This is a genomic window from Kitasatospora aureofaciens (genome assembly GCF_001188955.3).
Taxonomy (GTDB): Bacteria; Actinomycetota; Actinomycetes; order Streptomycetales; family Streptomycetaceae; genus Kitasatospora; species Kitasatospora aureofaciens.
On record NZ_JPRF03000065.1, the window covers coordinates 21,908 to 45,449 of the forward strand.

General features: G+C 72.4%; 17 protein-coding genes. 8 read left to right on the forward strand and 9 right to left on the reverse strand.

Annotated elements, in window-relative coordinates; all coding sequences use genetic code 11:
* Positions 1-287: 287 nt before the first annotated feature.
* From leuS to HS99_RS33205, 5 genes are all read left to right on the forward strand, one after another.
* A complete protein-coding gene (leuS, locus tag HS99_RS33185; protein ID WP_030557594.1) occupies positions 288-3,185 on the forward strand; it encodes a leucine--tRNA ligase in 2,898 nt (965 codons plus the stop codon).
* A gap of 363 nt (positions 3,186-3,548) precedes the next feature.
* A complete protein-coding gene (locus tag HS99_RS33190; protein WP_030597856.1) occupies positions 3,549-4,400 on the forward strand; it encodes a hypothetical protein in 852 nt (283 codons plus the stop codon).
* 32 nt (positions 4,401-4,432) lie between these two features.
* The gene (locus HS99_RS33195; RefSeq protein ID WP_030283864.1) at positions 4,433-5,278 is read left to right on the forward strand and encodes a DegV family protein; all 846 of its coding nucleotides are present in this window, start codon (positions 4,433-4,435) and stop codon (positions 5,276-5,278) included.
* 228 nt (positions 5,279-5,506) lie between these two features.
* Positions 5,507-6,493 carry a ComEA family DNA-binding protein gene (locus tag HS99_RS33200; protein WP_240520899.1) on the forward strand — a complete coding sequence of 329 codons (987 nt, stop codon included), beginning with the start codon at positions 5,507-5,509 and terminating at the stop codon, positions 6,491-6,493.
* A gap of 82 nt (positions 6,494-6,575) precedes the next feature.
* Positions 6,576-9,173 (forward strand): ComEC/Rec2 family competence protein, encoded by a 2,598-nt coding sequence (locus HS99_RS33205; protein ID WP_063737964.1) that lies wholly within the window; start codon positions 6,576-6,578, stop codon positions 9,171-9,173.
* Positions 9,174-9,380: 207 nt separating this feature from the next.
* Here the strand turns inward: HS99_RS33205 and HS99_RS33210 are convergent, their stop codons facing one another.
* From HS99_RS33210 to HS99_RS33220, 3 genes are all read right to left on the reverse strand, one after another.
* A complete protein-coding gene (locus HS99_RS33210) occupies positions 9,381-10,505 on the reverse strand; it encodes a DUF4185 domain-containing protein (RefSeq protein ID WP_030283870.1) in 1,125 nt (374 codons plus the stop codon).
* 460 nt (positions 10,506-10,965) lie between these two features.
* Positions 10,966-11,565 (reverse strand): cysteine hydrolase family protein, encoded by a 600-nt coding sequence (locus HS99_RS33215; protein ID WP_030283872.1) that lies wholly within the window; start codon positions 11,563-11,565, stop codon positions 10,966-10,968.
* A gap of 77 nt (positions 11,566-11,642) precedes the next feature.
* Positions 11,643-12,935 carry an MFS transporter gene (locus tag HS99_RS33220; RefSeq protein WP_191898876.1) on the reverse strand — a complete coding sequence of 431 codons (1,293 nt, stop codon included), beginning with the start codon at positions 12,933-12,935 and terminating at the stop codon, positions 11,643-11,645.
* 137 nt (positions 12,936-13,072) lie between these two features.
* Here HS99_RS33220 and HS99_RS33225 point away from each other — a divergent pair, with 137 nt between their 5' ends.
* A complete protein-coding gene (locus HS99_RS33225; protein WP_030283875.1) occupies positions 13,073-14,008 on the forward strand; it encodes a LysR family transcriptional regulator in 936 nt (311 codons plus the stop codon).
* A gap of 48 nt (positions 14,009-14,056) precedes the next feature.
* Here the strand turns inward: HS99_RS33225 and HS99_RS33230 are convergent, their stop codons facing one another.
* The gene (locus tag HS99_RS33230; protein WP_030558037.1) at positions 14,057-14,350 is read right to left on the reverse strand and encodes a hypothetical protein; all 294 of its coding nucleotides are present in this window, start codon (positions 14,348-14,350) and stop codon (positions 14,057-14,059) included.
* A gap of 155 nt (positions 14,351-14,505) precedes the next feature.
* Here HS99_RS33230 and holA point away from each other — a divergent pair, with 155 nt between their 5' ends.
* On the forward strand, positions 14,506-15,504 hold the full coding sequence (holA, locus tag HS99_RS33235; protein ID WP_030283877.1) for a DNA polymerase III subunit delta: 999 nt from the start codon (positions 14,506-14,508) through the stop codon (positions 15,502-15,504).
* 51 nt (positions 15,505-15,555) lie between these two features.
* Here holA and HS99_RS44315 read toward each other — a convergent pair whose 3' ends face one another.
* The 3 genes from HS99_RS44315 to HS99_RS45985 form a co-directional block, all read right to left on the reverse strand.
* Positions 15,556-16,431 (reverse strand): hypothetical protein, encoded by an 876-nt coding sequence (locus HS99_RS44315; RefSeq protein ID WP_141763865.1) that lies wholly within the window; start codon positions 16,429-16,431, stop codon positions 15,556-15,558.
* A gap of 269 nt (positions 16,432-16,700) precedes the next feature.
* Positions 16,701-16,970: a 30S ribosomal protein S20 gene (gene rpsT, locus HS99_RS33245; protein ID WP_030283880.1), complete on the reverse strand. Its 270-nt coding sequence runs from the start codon at positions 16,968-16,970 to the stop codon at positions 16,701-16,703.
* A gap of 196 nt (positions 16,971-17,166) precedes the next feature.
* On the reverse strand, positions 17,167-17,472 hold the full coding sequence (locus HS99_RS45985; RefSeq protein WP_030283882.1) for an antibiotic biosynthesis monooxygenase family protein: 306 nt from the start codon (positions 17,470-17,472) through the stop codon (positions 17,167-17,169).
* A 202-nt stretch (positions 17,473-17,674) separates the two neighbouring features.
* On the opposite strand from HS99_RS45985, the gene lepA reads away from it, so the two are divergent.
* Positions 17,675-19,543 carry a translation elongation factor 4 gene (gene lepA, locus HS99_RS33255; RefSeq protein WP_030283884.1) on the forward strand — a complete coding sequence of 623 codons (1,869 nt, stop codon included), beginning with the start codon at positions 17,675-17,677 and terminating at the stop codon, positions 19,541-19,543.
* A 122-nt stretch (positions 19,544-19,665) separates the two neighbouring features.
* On the opposite strand, the gene HS99_RS33260 is transcribed toward lepA, so the two are convergent.
* Both HS99_RS33260 and HS99_RS33265 read right to left on the reverse strand, forming a co-directional pair.
* Entirely contained in the window at positions 19,666-21,564 is a 1,899-nt protein-coding gene (locus HS99_RS33260) for an ABC transporter ATP-binding protein (protein ID WP_191898877.1), read from the reverse strand.
* Between the two features lie 158 nt (positions 21,565-21,722).
* On the reverse strand, positions 21,723-23,456 hold the full coding sequence (locus tag HS99_RS33265; RefSeq protein WP_030283888.1) for an ABC transporter ATP-binding protein: 1,734 nt from the start codon (positions 23,454-23,456) through the stop codon (positions 21,723-21,725).
* Between the last annotated feature and the right edge of the window lie 86 nt (positions 23,457-23,542).

Here is a 23,542-nt window from a genome sequence, read left to right on the forward strand (position 1 = left end):
GAGGGGCTGCCCGGCCCGTCCCTCCAGGCGGGATACCCGGGAGCGCCCTGACCTGCTTGCGGTACCCTGAGCCCATGCGAACCGTGCGCCTGCTCCTTAGCCGGCCGCGCTGACCAGGACCGGCTGCGCCCTCGGGCGGTGCCGGAGTCGGCGTGGCGTCCCCTCCTGCGAGGGGATTTTTTGTTTTCCGCCCCTTGTTTTCCGCCCCCGCCCGCGTCGTGGGACGGGTCCACGGACCGGTCGCGTCGCGCGGTTCGCCAACTGACACCGATGGAGCTTGAAGGACCATGAGCGAGACGACCCCTGCGTCCGGCGCGGCCGAGACCGCGACCGAGCCGTTCCGGTACAGCGCCGCGCTGGCGGCGGAGATCGAGTCCCGCTGGCAGGACATCTGGGAGAAGGAGGGCACGTTCCACGCCCCCAACCCCACCGGTGAGCTGGCCGACCCGTCCGCCGGTGACGTCGCCGCGAAGCCGCACAGCTTCATCATGGACATGTTCCCGTACCCCTCGGGCGCGGGCCTGCACGTCGGCCACCCGCTGGGCTACATCGCCACCGACGTCTTCGCCCGCTACCAGCGGATGACCGGCCACAATGTGCTGCACACGCTGGGCTACGACGCCTTCGGCCTGCCCGCCGAGCAGTACGCGGTGCAGACCGGCACCCACCCGCGGGTCTCCACCGAGGCCAACATCGCCAACATGCGCCAGCAGCTGCGCCGGCTGGGCCTGGGCCACGACCCGCGCCGCTCGATCTCCACGATCGACCCGGAGTACTACCGCTGGACGCAGTGGATCTTCCTGCAGATCTTCAACTCCTGGTACGACGAGGCGGCCGGCAAGGCCCGTCCGATCGCCGAGCTGGTCGCCCAGTTCGAGGCCGGCACGCGCGAGGTCCCGGGCGGCCGCGCCTGGGCCGCGCTGTCCGCCGCCGAGCGCGACGAGGTGCTGGGCGAGTACCGCCTGGCGTACGCCAAGGAGGTGCCGGTCAACTGGTGCCCGGGCCTGGGCACCGTGCTGGCCAACGAGGAGGTCACCGCGGACGGCCGCTCGGAGCGCGGCAACTTCCCGGTGTTCAAGTCCAACCTGCGCCAGTGGATGATGCGCATCACCGCGTACTCCGACCGGCTGATCTCCGACCTGGACCTGCTGGACTGGCCCGAGGCCATCAAGCTGCAGCAGCGCAACTGGATCGGGCGCTCCGAGGGCGCCCGGGTGGACTTCGCCGTCGACGGCGGGAAGATCACCGTCTTCACCACCCGGCCCGACACCCTGTTCGGCGCCACCTACATGGTGCTGGCGCCCGAGCACGGCCTGGTCGACTCGATCGTCCCCGCCGCCTGGCCCGAGGGCGTGCCCGCCGAGTGGACCGGCGGCGCCGCCACCCCGGCCGAGGCCGTCGCCGGCTACCGCGCCGCGGCCGCCGCCAAGTCGGACGTCGAGCGCCAGGTCGAGGCCAAGGTCAAGACCGGCGTCTTCACCGGCGCCTACGCCGTCAACCCGGTCAGCGGCGAGTCCGTGCCGGTGTTCATCGCCGACTACGTGCTGATGGGCTACGGCACCGGCGCCATCATGGCCGTCCCCGCCCACGACCACCGCGACTTCGCCTTCGCCCGCGCCTTCGCGCTGCCGATGCGCTGCGTCGTCGAGCCCACCGACGGCCGCGGCTCGGACCCGGCGCAGTGGGACGACGCCTTCGACACCTACGACTCGGTCATCGTCAACTCGGCGCGCGAGCAGGGCGATCCGGCGCTGTCCCTGTCCCTGGACGGGCTGAGCGTCGTCGACGCCAAGGCCCGCGTCACCGCCTGGCTGGCCGAGCGCGGCATCGGCGAGGGAACCGTCAACTACCGCCTGCGCGACTGGCTGTTCAGCCGCCAGCGGTACTGGGGCGAGCCCTTTCCGATCGTCTACGACGAGGACGGCGTGATGCACGCGCTGCCCGAGTCGATGCTGCCGGTCGAGGTCCCCGAGGTCGACGACTACTCGCCGCGCACCTACGACGCGTACGACTCCGCCTCCTCGCCGGAGACCCCGCTGTCGCGCAACGAGGACTGGGTCAACGTCGAGCTGGACCTGGGCGACGGCGTCAAGCGCTACCGCCGCGAGACCAACACCATGCCCAACTGGGCCGGTTCGTGCTGGTACGACCTGCGCTACGTCGACCCGACCAACACCGAGGCCGTGGTGGACCCGGCCAACGAGGGCTACTGGCTGGGCCCGACCGAGAACAAGCCGGGCGGCGGCGCCGACCTGTACGTCGGCGGTGCCGAGCACGCCGTGCTGCACCTGCTGTACGCGCGCTTCTGGCACAAGGTGCTGCACGACCTGGGCCACGTCTCCTCCGTCGAGCCGTTCCACAAGCTGTTCAACCAGGGCATGATCACCGCGGACGTCTACCGCGACGAGCGCGGCTTCCCGGTGCCCGCCGCCGAGGTCGAGGAGCGCGACGGCAAGTACTTCTGGCAGGGCGAACCGGTCAAGCGCGAAGCCGGGAAGATGGGCAAGTCCCTGAAGAACGCCGTCGCCCCGGACGAGATCGCCGACGAGTACGGCGCGGACACGCTGCGCCTGTACGAGATGTCGATGGGCCCTCTGGACGTCTCCCGCCCGTGGGACACCCGGGCCGTCGTCGGCTCGTACCGCTTCCTGCAGCGGCTGTGGCGCAACATCGTGTCGGAGGGCACCGGCGAGCTGGTCGTCACGGAGGAGGAGCCGGACGAGGCGACCCTGCGCGCCCTGCACAAGGCCATCGACGGCATCCGCGGCGACATGGCCGGACTGCGCTTCAACACGGCCGTCGCCAAGGCGATCGAGCTGAACAACTTCCTGGTCAAGCGCGGCTCCACGCCGCGGGCGGTGGCCGAGCAGCTGGTGCTGATGGTCGCGCCGCTGGCCCCGCACATCGCCGAGGAGCTGTGGCGCCGACTGGGTCACGGCGAGTCGCTGGCGCACGCCGACTACCCGGTCGCCGACCCGGCGTACGTGGTCGACGAGACGGTGACCTGCGTCGTGCAGATCAAGGGCAAGGTCAAGGCCCGGCTGGAGGTCGCGCCCGGCATCACGGACGCGGAGCTGGAGGCGCTGGCGCTGGCGGACCCGGCGGTGGTCGCGGCGATCGGTGACGCGGCGGTGCGGAAGGTGATCGCGCGGGCGCCGAAGCTGGTCAACATCGTGACCGGGTGAGCGTGACCGGGCGAGCGTGACCGGGTGAGCGTGACGACCGGATGAGGTCGGGGCTGTTCGTGGTTCGTGGCTCCATCAGGGCGTGATTGACCGGGCGGGTGTCCTTCGGGGCACCCGCCCGGTGCGTTTTCCGGGCCTTTCGGCGCGTTTTCCGGGCCGTACAGCGCGTGGTACGGGCGGTGGGCGCGCTGTACGGGCGGTGGGGCGGGCCCTCGGGGAGATCCCCGATCTGTCCCTGATCTCCGGCCGCCGGGACCGTTCGGACCCCCTCGGGCCCGGTGCGGCGGCTACCGTGGAACCCTCGGCATTGCGGCCCGCGTTGGGCTCGTTGGGGGCCGGAACGGCGGCGGAAGGTGGCGCGCGATGGACGTGTTCGGCGTGATGATCGGCTTGGTCCTGCTCTTCGGGATCGCGACGCTCGTACTGGCGGTGGTCGGTACGGTCAAGGCCGCCAAGGCCGTCGCCGCGAAGGTCGAGAAGCACGAGGCCAACGCCCGGCGCGCCGTCGAGACCGCCACCCTCAAGGCGAAGACGTACACCAAGGTCGGCCCGCCGGCCCAGATCGCCAGCGTCCGGCTCAAGCTGCGGACCTCGCTGGACGGCACCAGGCAGGTGCTGGAGGGCGGACTGGCACAGGACGGCCAGCTCGGCGAGTCCCTCGCGCTGCTGACCAGGCTCGACGCGCACGCGGCCGAGCTGGACGGCGAACTGCGGGTCCTGGAACGCGAACCGGACACCGCGCGGGTCGCCGCCAAGCTGCCGGAACTGCGGGAGCGGGCGGAACGGATCACCCATGCGGCGGAGACCATGCGGTGGGCGGCGCAGGACCGGATGCACCGGTTCGCGGACGACGAGCTGAGCCGACTGAGCCAGGAGTGCGAGAGCGAGGCGGGGGCGCTGCGGCACTGGGACACCGGGGCCGGTTCGGGGTCCGCTTCTGGGGCTGCTTCGGGGACTGCTGCCGCTTCCGCTGCCGCTTCCGCTGCCGCTTCCGGTGGCGGCTCGGCCGGTGTGGGCGGTGCGGCTGGTGCGGCGGGTTCGTCCGGTGGTGGGGCGGGTTCGTCCGGTGGTGGGGCGGTCCGGGCCGGACTGACGGACGGGAAGGGGCGGCCGAGCGCGGAGGACCTGCTCGGGCTCGCCGACCCGCTGACGAAGCTGGCGCAGCGGCTGCGGAAGCCGTCGACGGGGCCCTCGGCAGGGCCCTCGGCGAGCTGACTCCCGGAGGAACGGGGAGTAATCTCCGGCTCATGCCCTCCGACCTCGCACTTGTCACCGATTCCACGGCCTACCTGCCGCAGGAGGCCCTCGACCGGCACGGGATCACGGTGGTTCCGCTGAGCGTCGCGGTCGGTGACTCGGTCCTCTGCGAGGGCGTCGAGATCTCCCCGAAGGACGTCGCCGAGGCGCTGCGCGCCAAGCAGCGGGTGACCACCTCCCGGCCCAACCCGGAGACCTTCGCCGCGGCGTACCGGGCGGCGGCCGAGGCAGGGGCCACCGGGATCGTGTCCGTGCACATCTCCGGCGAGCTGTCCGGCACGGTCGAGGCCGCGCGACTGGCGGCCGCCGAGGCGCCCGTGCCGGTGCGGGTGGTGGACAGCAGGCTGGTCGGCATGGCCCTCGGGTACGGGGTGCTGGCGGCGGCCGAGGCGATCGCAGCCGGCCGGGACCTCGCGGAAGCGGCCGAAGCGGCCACTCGGCGGGCGGCCGGGACCAGTGGCTTCTTCTACGTGGACACCCTGGAGCACCTGCGCCGCGGCGGACGGATCGGCGCGGCGCGGGCGATGCTCGGGTCGGCACTGGCGGTCAAGCCGCTGCTGCATCTGGACGGCGGGCGGATCGAGCCGCTGGAGAAGGTGCGGACGGCGTCGCGGGCGATCGCGCGGCTGGAGGAGATCGCGGTCGAGCGGTCGGGGGAGGGCGAGGTGGACATCACCGTCCACCACCTGGCGGCCGAGGAGCGGGCCGAGCCGCTCGCGGAGCGGCTGCGGGCGCGGGTGCCGGGGCTGCGGGACCTGTACGTGGGCGAGGTCGGGGCGGTGATCGGCGCGCACGTCGGGCCGGGGCTGCTCGCGGTGGTGGTCGCGCCGCGCTGAGGCGGGGGCGGTCGGGCGGGGCTGGGCCCGGCTTGGCTTGGCTTGGCTTGGTCTGGGCGTGGCCTCGCCTGGCCTGGCCTGGCGTGGCATGGCATGGCATGGCTTGGGTCAACTTGGGCATGGGGCGACCACTCGTGTGAGTGACCGTTTTTATCCACAACCTCCGGGTTGTCCACAGGCTTTCGGTAATTTCTGCGCGCTCGCCGGGCGGCTTCTAGCGTCCTCGCCATGACGACCATGGGCCTGGGCGCGGCGAAGCGCCAAGCGATCAACGAGACGGTGCGGCTGCGGATGGCGGCGCTGCTGCCGACGGACGACGAGCAGGTGGGTGCTGCTGCGCCTGCTGCTCTCCCTCCGCCGATTTCTCCGTCTCCACCGTCGGCGGTCCCGCCTGCCCCCTCGTCCCCGCCCCCTCCCGCCTCGACGTCCGCGTCCGCGGCCCTGCCTCCGGCGTCCGCGGCGGCGGTGGGGAAGTCGGCGGCGCTGCCCCCGGGGGCAGTTGACGTACCCGATCCACCGGATGCCGGGGCGCGGATACGGCTCGCCTCCGTGCTGGCCCTCGACCGGCGCGCGGTGGCCGGGCTGGCCATCCTGCTGCTCTTCGCGGTGGGCTACGCCGTGCAGCACTTCTGGCTGGCCAGGCCGGAAGCGGTGGCCGTTCCGGCACTGGCGGCGGCGTCGGCGGTGCCGGAGCCGGGCCCGTCCGCCGCCGACAGCCCATCCGGCGGCGGGGCCGGTCCACCCGAGGCGTCCTCGGGGCCGGGCGCCGGGCCCGCCGTGGTCATCGACGTCGGCGGCCGCGTCCACCTGCCGGGCCTGCACACCCTGCCCGGGGGCTCCCGGGTGGCCGACGCCCTGCGGGCGGCGGGCGGTCCGCTGCCGGAGACGGACACCCGGGGGCTCAACCTGGCCCGCGTCCTGACGGACGGTGAACAGATCCTGGTCGGCGAGCAGGCACAGGCGCCGGTTCCCGTCCAGGTCCCCGGAGGCGCCGGCGGACTTCCCGGGGCCGGCGCGCCCCGAACGCCCGTCAGCCTCAACCGCGCCACCCTCGAACAGCTCGACGCCCTGCCCGGCGTCGGCCCGACCCTCGCCCAGCGCATCCTCGCCTACCGCGCCTCGCACGGCTCGTTCCGCTCCATCGACCAGCTCCGGCAGGTCAGCGGCATCGGCGCCCGTACGTTCGCGGAACTCCGCCCGCTCCTCACGCTCTGACACCCGCTCTGCTTCCGCCTGCTTCTCGTGCTCCGGCACCCGCTCTGCTACCGCTTGCCGACCCCCGGAGGGAGGTACCGCCATGTCCGCCACCACCGTGCCGCTGCCGCGCGCCCGCTCCACGGGTGCCGACTTCCGACTGCTGCTGCCCGCCGTTTCGGCCTGGCTGGTCACGGCGGTGCTCCTGCCCATCGAGCCGGGGTCCGAGGTGCTGCTCCTCTCGCTGGCGGGCGGCGCGGTGCTCGTGGCCGTGCTGCTGCTCGCCCGGCCGGGCCTCCTGCGCCGACGTGGCGCCGCGGCGGCGCTGGCGGCCGCCCTGCTCACCGGCGCGGCGGCCGCGATCGCGACCCCGCTGCACACCGCCGACCTGCACCGGGGGCTGCTGCCGGAGCTGGCCCGGGCGGCCGAGCACGCGCCGCCGCGCTCCCCGGGCACGCCCGCCCAGGAGGTGGCGGTGGAGCTGACCGTCGCGGGGGACCCGAGGGTCCACACCTCCCGGGGCGCCACCACCGGCGGGCAGACCCTCCTCACCGTCAAGGCCGTGGTCGACCGAGCCACCCTCCTCCCGGACGGACGGGCCGGCCGGACGCACACCCCGGTGACCGTCATGGTCCGCGGCGCGGAGAGCGAGTCCTGGCAGCGGCTGCTCCCCTCGGAGCGGCTGGCCGTCGAGGCCGAGGTGCGTCCGGCGGGGGAGGGCTACGACACCGAGTCCGCAGCGTTGCTCCTCGTCCACGGTCCGCCCCGGCAGCTCGCACCGCCGAGCCTGCCGCAGCGGATCGCCGGCCGACTGCGCGAGGGCCTGCGCACGGCCAGCGACGGACTCCCGCCGGACGCGCGCGGGCTGCTCCCCGGGCTGGTCGTCGGTGACACCTCGCGGCTGCCCGACGACCTGGTGGACGCTTTCCGGGCCACCGACCTGGTCCACCTGGTGGCGGTCAGCGGGGCCAACCTGGCGATCGTCCTCGGCGTACTGCTGGGCTCCCCCGGCCAGGCCGGCACCCCGGAACGCCGCGGACTGGCACCGCTGTTGGGGCTGTCGCTGCGCACCAGCGCCCTGCTCGGTACGGGGCTGACGCTGGCCTTCGTGACCGTCTGCCGGCCCGAGCCCAGTGTGCTGCGGGCGGCGGGGACGGGGCTGATCGGCATGCTGGCCCTGGCCACCGGCCGCCCCCGCCAGGCCGTACCGGCGCTCGCCGGGGCCGTTCTGGTGCTCGTCCTGCTGGACCCGTTCCTGGCCCGCTCCTTCGGTTTCCTGCTGTCGGTGCTGGCCACCGCCGGGCTGCTCGTCCTCGGGCCGCACTGGGCCGAGTCCCTGCGCGCCCGGCGCTGGCCGCACCACCTGGCGGGCGCGCTGGCGGCGACGGCGGCCGCGCAGGCGCTCTGCGCTCCGGTGACGGTGGTGCTGTCCGGGCACATCAGCCTGGTCGCGGTCCCGTGCAACCTGCTGGCCGAGCTGGCGGTGGCCCCGGCGACGCTGCTCGGCTTCGGGGTGCTCGTGCTGCAGCCGTTCTTCCCGTCCCTGGCGCGGCTGTTGGCCGAACCGGCCGGGGTGCCGGCCGGCTGGCTGGCCTTCGTCGGACGGCGCGGGGCCGAGCTGCCCGGTGGCCAACTGTCCTGGCCGGGCGGCTGGTTCGGTGTGGTGACGGTCGCACTGGCGACTCTGGCCGCCTGCTGGGCGGCGCCCCTGCTGCTGCCCCGGCGGGCGGAGACCGGCCGGCACGCCCGCCCCCGCCGCCGTTGGGTCAGGGCGCTGGTGACGGGCGTCCTGCTGGTGGTGCTGCTGGCCGTACTGCTGCGCCCGCCGCAGCTGGCCCGGATCGCCACGGGCTGGCCGCCGCCGGGGTGGCGGCTGGCGATGTGCGACGTCGGACAGGGAGACATGTTGGCCCTTGCGACCGGTGCGCCGGACAGCGCGGTGGTGATCGACAGCGGGCCGGACCCCGAAGCGGCCGATCGATGCCTGCGTGAACTCGGCATCACGGTGGTGCCGCTGCTGCTGTTGACGCACTTCCACGCGGACCATGTCGAGGGCGTGCCGGGGGTGTTGCGCGGCCGCCGGGTGGGCGCGGTCGAGGGTACGGCGCTGGACGATCCGCCAGGCGAGGCGGCCCGGGTGACGGCCTGGGCGACAGGGGCCGGTGTGCCACTGGTACGTGCGGGCCGCGGTGAACGGCGTTCGGTGGGTGCGGAGTTGTCCTGGGACGTGGTGTGGCCCGATCCCGGGGCGGCCGTCGAGGCGCCAGGCGCGAACAACGCGAGTGTGGCCCTGCTGGTGACACTGCGTGGAGGCCTGCGGATGGCGCTGCTCGGGGACCTCGAACCGCCTGCCCAGTCGGGCCTGTTGGGCCGCCTCGGCCGGGTCGACGTCCTGAAGGTGGCACACCACGGCTCGGCCCACCAGGACTGGGACCTGGCCGGTGCCCTACGGCCCAGGCTCGCCCTGATCTCCTGCGGCGAGGGCAACGCCTACGGGCACCCGTCACCTCGGACGGTCGACCGGCTGCGCGCGTTGGGCGCCACCGTCCTGCGCACCGACCGCGTGGGGGACATCGCCGTGACCGGCGACTCCCCGTCCACCCTTGCCGTCGCCGTGCACCCCCAGCCCGACCACGGCGCCCGCGCCGGCCACTCCGGCTCCGGGCGTTCCACCCGCAAGCCCCGGGCCCCGCCCCTGTGACCCCGCTCTCCTCCTCCCTCCACGACGTGGGGTGGGCATGGGTAGGGTGGGGAGTGGAGGGAGGGTGGAGGGGAGGGGAGGGGCGGGGCGGGGCCGGGGCCCGGGGGAAGAGGATTGCGGTGCGCTCCGGGCAGGCCCGGAGCGCACCGACGGAAACGCCCGCCGCCGGGGCCCCCGCCCCAGGGATGAGCCACCGAGCGGGCAGGCTCAGGACAGCATGTTGATCCGGTACTGCATGATCCGGTAGTTCTTCGGGTCGTACCACTGGCTGACGACGATGTGGAAGTTGCCGAACGTCGAGCCCGGGATCACGAAGCCGCCGTACGGGCTGGCGACGAGGTTGCCGATCTCCTGGCCCGGGGCACCGGGGAGGATCATGGTCTGCTCCAGCGTCCTGGTCAGGTCCGAGGTCGGGAGGGCGAAGACCATCGCCCTGATCGACAACGGGTCCATGTTCAGCCAGGTGAGCACGTACTTGCCGTCCATGGCCCGGAAGCACATCTCGCCCCACTTGCGGGTGCCGAAGACGGTCGTCGGGGCGGGCGCGTTCCACCGCCAGCCGCCGTCGGCGAAGCCCCAGGGCTCGTAGGCGTCCGGATTGCCGAGGCTCTCCTTCCGTACCCGGTGCAGCAGCATCCCCGATTGCACGTCGCGGTTGAAGACCGTGGAGAGCACGTAGCAGTAGCCGTCGTCGGCCACGGCGTAGGTCTTCTGCTGGAACTGGCCGCCGTGCAGGTCGCCCGGCCACTGGCACAGGTACTCCCAGCTCTCGCCGTTGTCGGTGGAGCGCCAGAAGTCGGTGTGGTGGGTGTCGTAGATGACGCCGCGCATCAGGTGCATGTACATCACCCCGTCGACGACGAACACGTCGGACGGGATCGCCGTCGTGAACTTGTCGCCGACCGGGTTGTGCGGCTCGTCGACGAGGCTGTTGGCGTGGCCACCGCCGACGCTGCCGTCGATGCGCAGGTTGTTCAGGTCCGCGCTGCTGGAGCGCAGGCCGACCGGGGCGCGCCAGTCGGCGGAGCCCACCTGGTCGCCGTCGAAGGTGTCGCCGCAGACGAAGAGCATGCTGCCGTTCGGGCACCGCACGGGGATGCCGAGGTCGGTCCATGGCGAGGCGAGCGGCCCGGTCTCGACCGGGCCGCTGAGGTTCTTCACCTTGGTCGCGATCGTCGGACTGGTGGGGTCGTACGGGCCGTTGGCGACGGCGGAGGGCGCACCCGGACCGATGGCCCCCGCTCCCACGGCGACGCCGATGCCGATCTTGAGGAGTTGGCGGCGGGAGGGCCCGCCGGTCGACTCGTCGTTTCCGTCCGCTGAGCGTGTCATGGGTGTCGGTGGCCTTCCGGATCGACGGATCCCGCACCTTCGCCCGGATCGCGCACCCGAGCGGCGACGGGGCGCCACCGAGGCTATGGCGGCCCGTCGCGTCCAGCCGATCAGTGGACAAACCTTCACCCGAATTGGCTATACCTTGCGGAGTTTGACGGTCCGGTTCCGGTCGGCGCGTCGCCGGGAACGCCCAGGGGGCGTCAAGGCGCATCCAGAGCAGCACGGAGACGGCGAGGGCCCCGCCGAGCACCGGCGGGGCCCTCGAGGGGCTGTCCAACGGTTGTGCCGCGGCGGTCCGCCCTGCGTCAGGGGGCTCCCGGAACGGGCGGAGGAGGGTTGTTGGGCAGCCGACTGCCGCCCGCCACTGTGGATCAGGAGGTCCGGGCATCGACGGCCGCGGGCTCCTGGCACACCGTCGATTCATCCCTGCGGTGTGCGCTCCCGGTCGTCGGGCGTGTCAGTCGGCCCGGAGCAGCTCGGGCAGTCCGGCGGTGTCGACGAGGTGCGCCCTGGAGGGGAGGACCCGGCGCAGCAGGAGGTCGTGGACTTCGGGGTCCGGGTCGGCGACGGCGTCGGAGAGGACGTGGAGCAGGTAGTCGCGGTCGGCCGCGTCGAGGACGGTGGACAGGACGGCGCCGGTGGTGCTGGTGCCGGCGACGACCAGGGTGGTGATGCCGCGTTCGCGCAGTTGCCGGTCGAGGTCGGTGGTGGACATGGCGCCGTACCGGGTCTTGCGGACGACGATGTCATCGCCGCGGGGTGCCAGGCGCTCGTGGAAGCCGGTGCTGGGGTCCTGGTGGTGCATGGCGCGGTGCCGGGCGAGTGGGCCGAAGGACTTGTTGGTGTCCGGGACGGCGTCCCAGTCGGCCTCGGTGAAGGCGACGCGCACGTGGGCGACGGTGCCGCCGGCTGCCCGGACGTCGGCGACGGCCCGTTCGATGCGGCCGAGCAGGGCCTCGCGGGCGGCGTCGTCGGGCAGGACGGCGAGGACGGCGGGCTGGCAGTCCAGGACGAGAAGAGCGGTGTGTGCGGGGTCGAGCGCGGGGGTGGTGCTCATGCGCGGGTCTCCTCCTTGTGGTTGGGGTGAGAGCTTGTGGATGGTGCGGGAGCGGCGGCGACCGGACGCCGGTGGTCTCAGGCGTGGCTGAGAGCGGCTTCCGGCTCCTGTGCCTGCTCGCGTCGGGGGAGCAGCAGCGGGGTCGCGAGGATGAGCAGCCCCGCGACGGCGAGGGCGGTGCGCGGGCCGGTGGCGTCGGCGAGCAGCCCGCCGAGGGCGGTGCAGACCGCGATGGACGCCTGCTGTCCGATCGACCAGGCCGACAGGGTGCGGGCGACCAGGTGCTTGGGTGTGCGTTCGAGCCGGTAGGTGGCGAGCACCGGGGTGTAGAGGCTCATGTTGACGATGATCGCCAGCTCGACGGCCATCACGGTGACCAGGCCGACGACGCCGGGGCGGACGAACACCAGGCCGATCAGCCACACGGCACGCAGGGTGCCGACGGTCCGGAAGACCCGGTGCCGTCCGTAGCGGGCCACGACGTGCCGGGCGAGCCGGGAGCCGATGAGCCCGCCGAGGCAGGGGGCGGCGAAGGCGAGGCCGTACTGCCAGGCGGGGAAGTGGAGTTGGCGCAGCAGGAGGACAGCCAGCAGCGGTTCTGTGGCCATGATCAGGCCGCTGACGAGCATGTTGTTGAGGTAGAGCGCCCGCAGGCCGGTGTCGCCCAGGATGTGCCGCCAGCCGTCGAGCAGCGCGCCCGCCCGGACCGGGGCCTTGGCGGTGGGCTGCGGGGTCTCCTCCCGGCCGCGGATCGCGGTGATGCCGAGGGCGGAGAGCAGGTAGCTGAGGGCGTCGGCCACGACCGTGGTGACCGGCCCGAACAGGCCGATCGCGGCTCCGCCGAGCGGCGGTCCGACGGCGATGGAGCTCCAGTTGGTGGATTCGAACCGGGCGTTGGCGACCAGCAGGTCGTCGGGCCGGACGAGGGCCTTGAGGTGGGCGCCGCTGGCCGCGTTGAACGCGATCTTGGCCGCGGCGACGACGGCCGAGACCACCAGCAGTTGGACGAAGCCGAGCAGGCCGAGGGCGTAGGCGAGTGGGATGGTGGCCATGGCCGCGCACCGGACCAGGTCCATCGCGATCATCACCGGGCGCTTGCGCCGGAACTCCACCCACGGTGCGAGCGGCACCGCGATCAGCGCGCCCACCGCGGGGCCCACCGCGGACAGTGCGGATACCTCGGCCGGTCCGGCGTGCAACGCCAGTACGGCGATCAGCGGGAGGGCTCCGAACCCCAGCCCGGACCCGTACGCGCTGACCGCGTACGCGGCCCAGAGCCAGCCGAACTGCGGCCCTAGCCGCTTCCTGCCCGTCCTGCGCCACCTGCCCGTCCTGCCTGTCCCGCCCGCCCCGCTCATCCTGTCCACCATGCCGCGCACTCCCTCGACGTCCCGTTCGAACAAGCCGACGTTGACCGGTGAGAGCTAACCGAGCGGCACAATCGCAGGTCAAACAACCGTCCCGCCGTTTCTCCACAACCGTCCGTTGTTCACTAAGGTGGATCGGCGTGGACCTCGAAGCCGTACGCACCTTCGCCGCCGTCGTGGAAGCGGGCCAGTTCCAGAAGGCCGCCGCCGACCTGGCGATCACCCAGCAGGCCGTCTCCAAGCGCGTCGCCACCCTGGAGCGCGACCTCGGAGCCCGGCTGTTCACCCGCACCCCGCGCGGGGCCGAGCTCACCATCGACGGGCAGGCCTTCCTGCCCCACGCGCGCGAGCTGCTGCGGGCCGCCGAGCGTGCCGTGGCGTCCGTGGGCACCGGCCGCCGGCCGTTGCGGGTCGACGTGATCGCCTCGCGGGTCGCGCCGTCGGGCCTGATGCGCGACTTCCACCGCGCGCACCCCGAGGTCGACCTCGACGTGGTGATGCTGTTCGACGTCGAGGCGGCGGTCGGCGCCATCCGCTCGGGCGCGATCGACGCCTCCTTCCGCGCCGTCGCCGCGCCCGGCCGGTCCCTTCCCGAGGACATCGAGTCCGTCCGGGTGCTGGACGAGCCGCTCCAGCTCCTCACCGGCCCCGCCCACGCACTGGCGGGGGCCCGCTCGGTGACCGTCGCCCAGCTCGCCGGGCACCGGATCTGGATGCCCGGCATCGCGCCCGGCACCGAGTGGGCCGCCTACTACGACGACCTCGTCGCCGAGTTCGGACTCGGCATCGAGGTGACCGGCCCCAACTTCGGCTCCGACGCGCTCCTCGACACCGTCGCCGACACCCCGGCCCTGGCCACCTTCATGAGCGAGCACACCCGCGTCGTCTGGCCCGCCGGCCACGGCCTGCGCCGCATCCCGGTGACCGACCCGACGCCCGTCTACCCGCACTCCCTCCTCTGGCACCGGGACAACCCCCACCCGGCCCTGGCCGCCCTCCGCGCCCACCTCGCCGCGACCCGGCCCGCCCTCGACGCCCCGGGCACCTGGCGGCCGGGCTGGGTGCTCCCGCGCTGAGCGACTGCCGGGGGCCCGGGACGGCGTCGAGGTGATCGGGAACGCTGGTCAGGCCTCCTCGCGCCAGCCTTCGTGGGAGGTGGCGAGGGTGTCGAGGACGTGCAGCAGGGCAGGGGTCCAGCCGTTGGCCGGCGGGTCGAGGACGACCAGCCACTGGGCGTCCTCGGCGTCGTCCTCGCCGGCCAGGGCGTCGCGGACGATCTCCGGCTCGCCGAGGTCCGGGTGGGCGGCGCCGAGCTCCTCGGCGGCCTCGTCGGCGGCGTCGCGGTCGGGCAGGACGAGCAGCTGGCGGACGAACGGGTCGTCGACGTCCGGGAGGTCGGGGGTGTGGTTCTCGGTCACCGGCCCATTCTCCAGGTCGGGCGGAACGGCCCGGCAGGGCGGTTGGCCCGTACGGAGGCCGGCCCGTACGGAGGCCGGCCCGTTCACGCCGAGGCCTGTCCACGCAAAGCCCGTCCGGGAGGGACTGTCCGCGGCGCGTGGGATGCTGGTAGGCGATGGCCAGGAAGAGTGCACCCGACGACCTGCTCGCCCCGCTGACCCTCGCGGTCGGCCAGGAGGAGCTGCTGCTGGATCGCGCGGTCGCCCAGGTGGTGGCCGCGGCGAAGGCCGCGGACCCGGACACCGACGTACGGGACCTGCCCCCCGGCGGGCTGCAGCCCGGCAGCCTGGCCGAGCTGACCACTCCCTCGCTGTTCGCCGAGCGCAAGGTGATCGTGGTCCGGGCCGCCCAGGACCTCTCCGCCGAATCGGTGAAGGAGGTCAAGGCGTACATCGAGTCGCCGGCCGAAGAAGTGATCATGGTGCTGGTGCACGCCGGCGGGGCCAAGGGCAAGGGGCTGCTGGACGCCGGGCGCAAGGCGGGCGGACGCGAGGTGGCCTGCGCCAAGCTGGCCAAGGCGAGCGAGCGACTGGCCTTCGTCAAGGGCGAGTTCCGCGCCCTGGGCCGCTCCGCGACCCAGGAGGCCTGCCAGGCGCTGCTGGACGCGCTCGGCAGTGACCTGCGCGAACTGGCGGCGGCCTGCAGCCAGTTGACCTCGGACGTCGAGGGAACCATCGACGAGACCGTGGTGGCCCGCTACTACAGCGGCCGGGCGGAGGCGACCGGCTTCGAGGTGGCCGACCTGGCGGTCACCGGCCGGGCGGCGGAGGCGCTGGAGCGGCTGCGCTGGGCGCTGGCCGTCGGCCAGCCGCCGACCGGCATCACCTACGCGCTGGCGTCCGGCGTGCGCAGCATCGGGCGGCTGGCCACGGCCGGGCGGAACATGCGCCCGGCCGATCTGGCCCGCGAGTTGGGCATGCCGCCGTGGAAGGTGGACCGGGTCCGCCAGCAGATGCGCGGCTGGACGGGCGACGGGGTGGCCACCGCGCTGACCGCGATCGCCCAGGCCGACGCGGCGGTCAAGGGCGGCTCGGACGACCCGGCCTTCGCCCTGGAGTGCGCGGTGGTCGCCGTCGCCAAGGCCGCCCGGGCCGGCTCCCGCCCCGCCTACTGACGCCGGCTGGCGGCCCGCCCCGCTTACTGACGCCCGGTAGCCCGCCCCGCGCTACTTGCGCATCGCCCGTACGGTGCTGTCGGCGTCCGACTGCAGCATGGTGCGCAGCTCGTCCATGGAGGGCGGGGTGGCCTTCCCCTGGGTGTAGCTGGCGCTGTAGGTGATGTAGAAGGTCATCCCGCCGTCGCGGACGTCCACCTCGGCGTAGACGTCGCGGTACTTGTCCGACGAGCCGTCGTCCTTGTACACGAAGTACGCGTCCTCGCCGATGCCCGGGATGCTGGAGATCTGGTAGCCGCGCGTCCGGTAGGTCTCCTTGTTGGCGGAGAGCTCGGGCGCGGGGTTCACCGCCTTGTGCAGGTCGGCGCGCAGGTAGACCGAGGCGTACTCGCTGTCGCTGGTGCCGCCGGTCCGCTTGAGGGACATCGAGCAGTTCATGCTGTCCAGGGCCGGGTTGCGGTCGGTGTGGTGGCTCGGGGAGCTGCCGGTCGTGTTGACCGAGTACTTCTCCAGCAGCCGGTTGGGCTTCCCGACGGCGCAGAAGTCGTCCGAGACGTGGTAGCTGCCGAGGCTGCGCGGCGCGGAGTCGCCGCTGCTGCTGCCGACCATGCCCGGTACGACCAGTACGGCGGCGGTCCAGCCGGCCGAGGCGAGCAGCGCACCGACGAAGGCCCAGACGGCGTTGCGCCGCAGGTTGCCCCCGGAGCGGCCCCCGGGCGCCCCACCCGCAGGAACAGGAACAGGACCGGGACCAGCAGGACCGGGACCACCGGGCCCGGTCCCGGCGAGGGGCACGCCCGCACCCGGCGAGGCGGGCAGTCCGGGCGGCGGACCGAAGCCGGGCGCCCCCGGTGCCTGCTGCGGGAACCCGTACCCGGGCCCGTTGGGTGCCGGGGACGGCGGCTGCGACGGTGGTGGCGTGGTCATGGAGTTCCCCCCTCGGGACTTGCGCTCGGGATGCCCCCCCGCATCCTCGGTCGCGCGTGATCGACCATAGCGGCCGGGGCGCGGAACGCGACAGGCGCCGCAGTCGGCCTCTGCGAAGAGGCCGACTGCGGCGCCTGCCGTACAGCTGGTGTGCACCGCACCCGCGTGGCGAACGCAGGCCGCGTGCGGTGCGAGTCTGGCACGCCTCTGGAGTCCGGGTAGAGGGCCGGTTCGTCCGGAGGCGGTGGGGGCCGGAGCCCCCGGCGGCGTCAGGCCTGGGCGGCCGCGTTGACGCGCTTGGTGATGGCCGACTTCTTGTTGGCGGCCTGGTTGGCGTGGATGACGCCCTTGCTCACGGCCTTGTCCAGCGCCTTGGAGGCGGCGCGGGCCAGCACGGCGGCCTTCTCGGTCTCACCGGCGGCAGCGGCCTCGCGGGCCTTGCGCAGAGCGGTCTTCAGCGAGGACTTGACGGCCTTGTTGCGCAGGCGCGCCTTCTCGTTGGTCTTGTTGCGCTTGATCTGGGACTTGATGTTCGCCACGAAGGAGCCTCAGTCTTGTCTAAAAGGTTTGAACGGGCTGCGCCTGATGGCCGTCGGACCAGCTGAGAGGGCATGCCGAGGCCAGGTGCAGCTGACCACGCTACCAGGGGCCCACCGCCCGCCCCAAACCGGCCGCCGGGCCGGACGTCCAGCCGGAGGTCCAGCCGGCGGTCCGGCCGCCGCACCGGCCGCCGGCTCAGGCGCTCAGCACCGGCTCCCCGTAGTGCTCGACCTCCGGGAACGGCCGGTAGAACCGGTGCAGCAGCTCCCGCCACCGCCCGTACTCGGCCGAGCCGCGGAACCCCTCGGTGTGGTCGGCGAGCGTCTCCCACTCCACCTGGAGCAGGAAGCGGGAGCCGCGCCCCTCGTCCAGGCAGCGGTGCAGCCGCAGGGTGCGGAACCCGCGCTGGACGGCGATCAGTGGACGGGCCTCGGCGAAGGCGGCGAGGAACTCGTCCTCCCGGCCGGGCAGGACGTCGAGCAGGGCGCTTTCCAGGATCACGGGAGGCCATCCTGCCCCCTTCGCGACCGGGGACGGAACAGCGCACGGAACACTGCGAGGTGCCCGAACGGTGTCCGGTGCCGAGGTCGTGGGAAGATGGGAGGAACTATTTCGATCGGACGAGACTGTCCGGTCCCCGGGATAGCCGGTCAGCGATGATCCGGACACCCCCGGCCCCGGACCAACGGAGAATCGGACCAAGGTGCCCGCGACCCCCAGCAATGTGCCAGAGCCCAGCCGTACCGACCCGGCGCTGATCCGCAACTTCTGCATCATCGCCCACATCGACCACGGCAAGTCGACGCTCGCAGACCGGATGCTGCAGATCACCGGCGTCGTCGACCCCCGGCAGATGCGTGCCCAGTACCTCGACCGCATGGACATCGAGCGTGAGCGCGGCATCACCATCAAGTCGCAGGCGGTCCGCCTCCCGTGGGCCCCGAAGACCGGGCCGGACGCCGGGACGACGCACATCCTCAACATGATCGACACCCCCGGCCACGTGGACTTCACGTACGAGGTGTCCCGCTCCCTCGCGGCCTGCGAGGGAACCATCCTGGTGGTCGACGCGGCCCAGGGCATCGAGGCGCAGACCCTCGCCAACCTGTACCTGGCGCTGGAGAACGACCTCACGATCGTCCCGGTCCTCAACAAGATCGACCTGCCGGCCGCCCAGCCGGAGAAGTACGCGGCGGAGATCGCGCACATCATCGGCTGCGACCCCTCGGACGTGCTGCAGGTCAGCGCCAAGACCGGCCTCGGCGTCGAGGACCTGTTGGACCACATCGTCAACACCATCCCGGCCCCGGTCGGCGCCGCGGACGCCCCGGCCCGCGCGATGATCTTCGACTCGGTGTACGACTCCTACCGCGGCGTCGTCACCTACGTCCGTGTCGTGGACGGCCAGCTCACCAAGCGCGAGCGCATCCAGATGATGTCCACCGGCGCCACCCACGAGCTGCTGGAGATCGGCGTCATCTCGCCCGAGCCGAAGGTCGCCGACGGCCTGGGCGTCGGCGAGGTGGGCTACATCATCACCGGTGTGAAGGACGTCCGGCAGTCCAAGGTCGGTGACACGATCACCTCGATGCACAAGGGCGCCACCGAGCCGCTCGGCGGCTACAAGGACCCGCGCCCGATGGTGTTCTCCGGCCTGTACCCGCTGGACGGCTCGGACTACCCGCTGCTGCGCGACGCCCTGGACAAGCTGCGCCTGAACGACGCCGCCCTGGTGTACGAGCCGGAGACCTCGGTCGCGCTGGGCTTCGGCTACCGCTGCGGCTTCCTCGGCCTGCTGCACCTGGAGATCATCCGGGAGCGCCTGGAGCGCGAGTTCAACCTCGACCTGATCTCCACCGCCCCGAACGTGGTCTACCGGGTGGTGATGGAGGACGGCACCGAGCACACCGTCACCAACCCGAGCGAGTTCCCGTCCGGCAAGATCGCCGAGGTGTACGAGCCGGTCGTGCGCGGCACCATCCTCGCGCCCAACGAGTTCGTCGGCGCGATCATGGAGCTCTGCCAGTCCCGCCGCGGCAGCCTCCAGGGCATGGACTACCTGTCCGAGGACCGGGTCGAGCTGCGCTACACCCTGCCGCTCGCCGAGATCGTCTTCGACTTCTTCGACCAGCTGAAGTCCAAGACCCGCGGCTACGCCTCGCTCGACTACGAGCCCATCGGCGAGCAGACCGCCGCCCTGGTCAAGGTCGACATCCTGCTGCACGGTGACGCGGTGGACGCGTTCTCCGCGATCGTGCACAAGGACAAGGCCTACGGCTACGGCGTGATGATGGCCGGCAAGCTGCAGAAGCTGATCCCGCGCCAGCAGTTCGAGGTGCCGATCCAGGCCGCCATCGGCTCCCGGGTGATCGCCCGCGAGACGGTCCGGGCGATCCGCAAGGACGTCCTCGCCAAGTGCTACGGCGGCGACATCTCCCGCAAGCGGAAGCTGCTGGAGAAGCAGAAGGAAGGCAAGAAGCGGATGAAGATGGTCGGCAGCGTGGAGGTCCCGCAGGAGGCCTTCATCGCGGCGCTGTCCACCGACGCCGAGTCGCCGAAGGACAAGAAGTAGCAACGACGGAAGGGCCCCGGGGCGATCACCCCGGGGCCCTTCCGCGTGTCCGGACCCGGCCGGAGACCGATCGGCCGGTCAGCTGGCCGGCCGGCCAGCCGGCCAGCCGGCCGGTCGGTCGGTCAGTCGACCTCGGCCACGGCCTCCGCGAACTGCGCCTGGTAGAGCCGCGCGTAGGCGCCGTCGGCGGCGATCAGCTCGTCGTGCGAGCCCTGCTCCACGATGGAGCCGTTCTCCATCACCAGGATGACGTCGGCGTCCCGGATGGTGGAGAGGCGGTGGGCGATGACGAAGCTGGTGCGGCCGGTGCGCAGCCGCGCCATGGCCCGCTGGATGAGCACCTCGGTGCGGGTGTCGACCGAGCTGGTGGCCTCGTCCAGGACCAGGATCGACGGCTGGGCGAGGAAGGCCCGGGCGATGGTGATCAACTGCTTCTCGCCCGCACTGACGCCGGTGCCCTCGTCGTCGATGACGGTGTCGTACCCGTCCGGGAGGGTGCGGACGAAGCGGTCGACGTGGGCGGCCCTGGCGGCCTCGACGACCTGTTCGCGGGTGGCGGACCCGGCCCCGTAGGCGATGTTGTCGGCGATGGTGCCGCCGAACAGCCAGGTGTCCTGGAGGACCATGCCGATGCCGGAGCGCAGGTCCTCGCGGGACATCGCGGCGATGTCGACGCCGTCGAGGGTGATCCGTCCGGAGCTGACCTCGTAGAACCGCATCAGCAGGTTGACCAGGGTGGTCTTGCCGGCGCCGGTGGGGCCGACGATGGCGACGGTCTGGCCGGGTTCGACCTTGAGCGAGAGGTCGTCGATGAGCGGCTTGTCGGGGTCGTAGCGGAAGGACACGTCCTGGAAGGAGACCCTGCCGTGGACCGCGTCCGGCTTCTCGGGCATGGCCGGCTCGGGGCTCTGCTCGGGGGCGTCGAGGAGTTCGAAGACGCGCTCGGCGGAGGCGACCCCGGACTGCACCAGGTTGGCCATGCTGGCGACCTGGGTGAGCGGCTGGCTGAACTGCCGGGAGTACTGGATGAAGGCCTGGACGTCGCCGATGGACAGCGAGCCGCTGGCCACCCGCAGGCCGCCGACGACCGCGACCAGTACGTACTGCAGGTTGCCGATCAGCATCATCGCGGGCTGGATGATCCCGGAGATGAACTGGGCGCGGAAGCTGGCGTGGAACAGCGCGTCGTTGTGCTCGCGGAAGGTCTCGGCGGACTCGCGCTGGCGGCCGAACACCTTGACCAGGGTGTGGCCGGTGTACATCTCCTCGATGTGGGCGTTGAGTTGGCCGGTGGACTTCCACTGCTGGACGAACTGCGGCTGGGCCCGCTTGCCGACCTTGGCGGCGACGACCACCGACAGCGGCACCGAGACCAGGGCGATCAGCGCCAGCAGCCAGGAGATCCAGAACATCATCGCCAGCACGCCGACCACGGTGAGCAGCGAGTTGACGACCTGTCCCATGGTCTGCTGCATGGACTGGCCGATGTTGTCGATGTCGTTGGTGACCCGGCTGAGCACCTCGCCGCGCGGCTGCTTGTCGAAGTAGCTGAGCGGCAGGCGGGCGAGCTTGGCCTCGACGTCCTGGCGCAGCCGGTAGCTGGCCGACTGGATCGCCTTGGTGGCCAGTTGGCCCTGGAGGATGCCGAAGCCGGCGGAGGCGAGGTAGATGCCGAGCACCCAGAGCAGGACGGAGCCGATGGCGCCGAAGTCCATGCCGTGGCCGGGGGTGAAGTCGACGACGGAGAGCAGGTCGGCGATGCCGCCCTGGCCGTGGGCGCGTAGGCCCTCGATGACCTCGGTCTTGGAGGTGCCGGGCTGGAAGCGGGCGCCGATGACGCCGGCGAAGATCAGGTCGGTGGCGTCGCCGAGGATCTTGGGGCCGGTGACGGCGCAGCCGATGCCGAGGACGCCGAGCAGCAGGACGCCGGCCAGCAGTTTGCGCTCGGGGCGCAGCAGGCCGAGGACGCGCTTGCCGGAGCCCTTGAAGTCCATGGACTTCTCGGCGCCCTGGCCGCCCATGAAGCGGCCCGGTCCGGCCGGGCCGCGGCGGGCGGCGGCGGCCTGGGAGTCGCTGGGCAGCTGGTCCTGGGGTTTCCCGGCGGGCTTGCCGGACGCCGGTCCGGGCGCGGCCGAGGCCGCCGGCCCGGCGGGGTTCCCGGCGGGCTTTGCTGGGGTGGTCACGCCGCCTCCTGCTCGGTGAGCTGGGAGAGCACGATCTCCCGGTACGTCGGGTTGTCGGCCATCAGTTCGTGGTGGGTGCCGGTGCCGACGACGGCGCCCTCGTCGAGGACGATGATCCGGTCGGCGTCGCGAATGGTGGAGACGCGCTGGGCGACGATCAGGACGGTGGCGTCGGCGGTCTCGCGGGCGAGGGCCTTGCGCAGCTTGGCGTCGGTGGCGTAGTCGAGCGCGGAGAAGGAGTCGTCGAAGAGGTAGACGTCGGGCCTGCGCACGAGGGCCCGGGCGATGGCCAGGCGCTGGCGCTGGCCGCCGGAGACGTTGCTGCCGCCCTGGGCGATGGGGGCGTCCAGGCCTTCGGCGAGCTTCTCGACGAACTCCTTGGCCTGGGCGATCTCCAGGGCGTGCCAGAGTTCCTCGTCGGTGGCGTCGGGGCGGCCGTAGCGGAGGTTGCTGGCGACGGTGCCGGTGAACAGGTACGGCTTCTGCGGGACGATGCCGACGCTGTCGGCGATGGCGTCGGCGGAGAGCTCGCGCACGTCCACGCCGTCGAGCAGGACCTGGCCGGAGGTGGCGTCGAAGAGCCGGGGGACGAGGCCGAGCAGGGTGGACTTGCCGCTGCCGGTGGAGCCGATGATGGCGGTGGTCTGGCCGGGGCGGGCGGTGAGGTCGATGCCGCGCAGCACCGGGGCCTCGGCGCCGGGGTAGCGGAAGTCGACGTCGCGCAGTTCCAGGTTGCCGCGGCGCAGCAGTTCGGTGACCGGGGCGGTGGGCGGGACGACGCTGGAGGAGGTGTCCAGGACCTCCTGGACGCGCTCGGCGCAGACCTCGGCGCGCGGCACCATCATGAACATGAAGGTGGCCATCATGACGCTCATCAGGATCTGCATCAGGTAGGAGAGGAAGGCGGTGAGCCCGCCGATCTCCATGTCGCCGCTGTCGATGCGGTGGGCGCCGAACCAGAGCACGGCGACGCTGGAGATGTTCACGACCAGCATCACGGCGGGGAACATGACGGACATCAGCCGGCCGACCTGCCGGGCGGTGTGGGTGAGGTCCTCGTTGGCGTCGGCGAAGCGGGCCTGCTCGTGGTCGTCCTTGACGAAGGCGCGGATGACCCGGATGCCGGTGATCTGCTCGCGCAGCACCCGGTTCACGGTGTCGATCTTCACCTGCATGCTGCGGAACTTGGGCCGCAGGGCGCGCACCAGCAGGACCACGACCACGCCGAGCGCGGGGATGACGGCGAGCAGCAGTCCGGAGAGCGGGACGTCCTGGTTGAGCGCCATGATGATGCCGCCGACGCACATGATCGGTGCGGCGACCATCAGGGTGAAGCTCATCAGGGCCAGCATCTGGACCTGCTGGACGTCGTTGGTGGTGCGGGTGATCAGGGAGGGGGCGCCGAACTGGCCGACCTCACGGGCGGAGAAGCTCTGCACCCGGTCGAAGACGGCGGCGCGGACGTCGCGGCCGAAGGCCATCGCGGTGCGGGCGCCGAAGTAGACGGCGCCGATCGAGCACAGTGCCTGGACCAGGGTGACGCCGATCATGACGGCGCCCAGGCGCAGGATGTAGCCGGTGTCGCCTTTGACCACGCCCTTGTCGATGATGTCGGCGTTGAGCGTCGGCAGGTAGAGCGCCGCGAGGGTGGACACCAGTTGGAGGACCACCAGCAGGGTGATCGGTCGGGAGTAGGGGCGTAGGTACGCCCGGAGCAGTCTGATCAGCACTGGCACACTCTTGTCGTCGCCGGTCGGGTTCGCACCCCAATTCTCGTGGTTCTGTGGCGTCGTCCAGACGATTCCGGGGCTGTCCG

Bases quoted from the DNA above. Each gene is read 5' to 3' on its own strand.
- leuS (WP_030557594.1), top strand. From the start codon at position 288: ATGAGCGAGACGACCCCTGCGTCCGGCGCGGCCGAGACCGCGACCGAG.
- HS99_RS33190 (WP_030597856.1), top strand. From the start codon at position 3,549: ATGGACGTGTTCGGCGTGATGATCGGCTTGGTCCTGCTCTTCGGGATC.
- HS99_RS33195 (WP_030283864.1), top strand. From the start codon at position 4,433: ATGCCCTCCGACCTCGCACTTGTCACCGATTCCACGGCCTACCTGCCG.
- HS99_RS33200 (WP_240520899.1), top strand. From the start codon at position 5,507: ATGACGACCATGGGCCTGGGCGCGGCGAAGCGCCAAGCGATCAACGAG.
- HS99_RS33205 (WP_063737964.1), top strand. From the start codon at position 6,576: ATGTCCGCCACCACCGTGCCGCTGCCGCGCGCCCGCTCCACGGGTGCC.
- HS99_RS33210 (WP_030283870.1), bottom strand. From the start codon at position 10,505: ATGACACGCTCAGCGGACGGAAACGACGAGTCGACCGGCGGGCCCTCC.
- HS99_RS33215 (WP_030283872.1), bottom strand. From the start codon at position 11,565: ATGAGCACCACCCCCGCGCTCGACCCCGCACACACCGCTCTTCTCGTC.
- HS99_RS33220 (WP_191898876.1), bottom strand. From the start codon at position 12,935: ATGGTGGACAGGATGAGCGGGGCGGGCGGGACAGGCAGGACGGGCAGG.
- holA (WP_030283877.1), top strand. From the start codon at position 14,506: ATGGCCAGGAAGAGTGCACCCGACGACCTGCTCGCCCCGCTGACCCTC.
- HS99_RS44315 (WP_141763865.1), bottom strand. From the start codon at position 16,431: ATGACCACGCCACCACCGTCGCAGCCGCCGTCCCCGGCACCCAACGGG.
- HS99_RS33260 (WP_191898877.1), bottom strand. From the start codon at position 21,564: ATGGGCGGCCAGGGCGCCGAGAAGTCCATGGACTTCAAGGGCTCCGGC.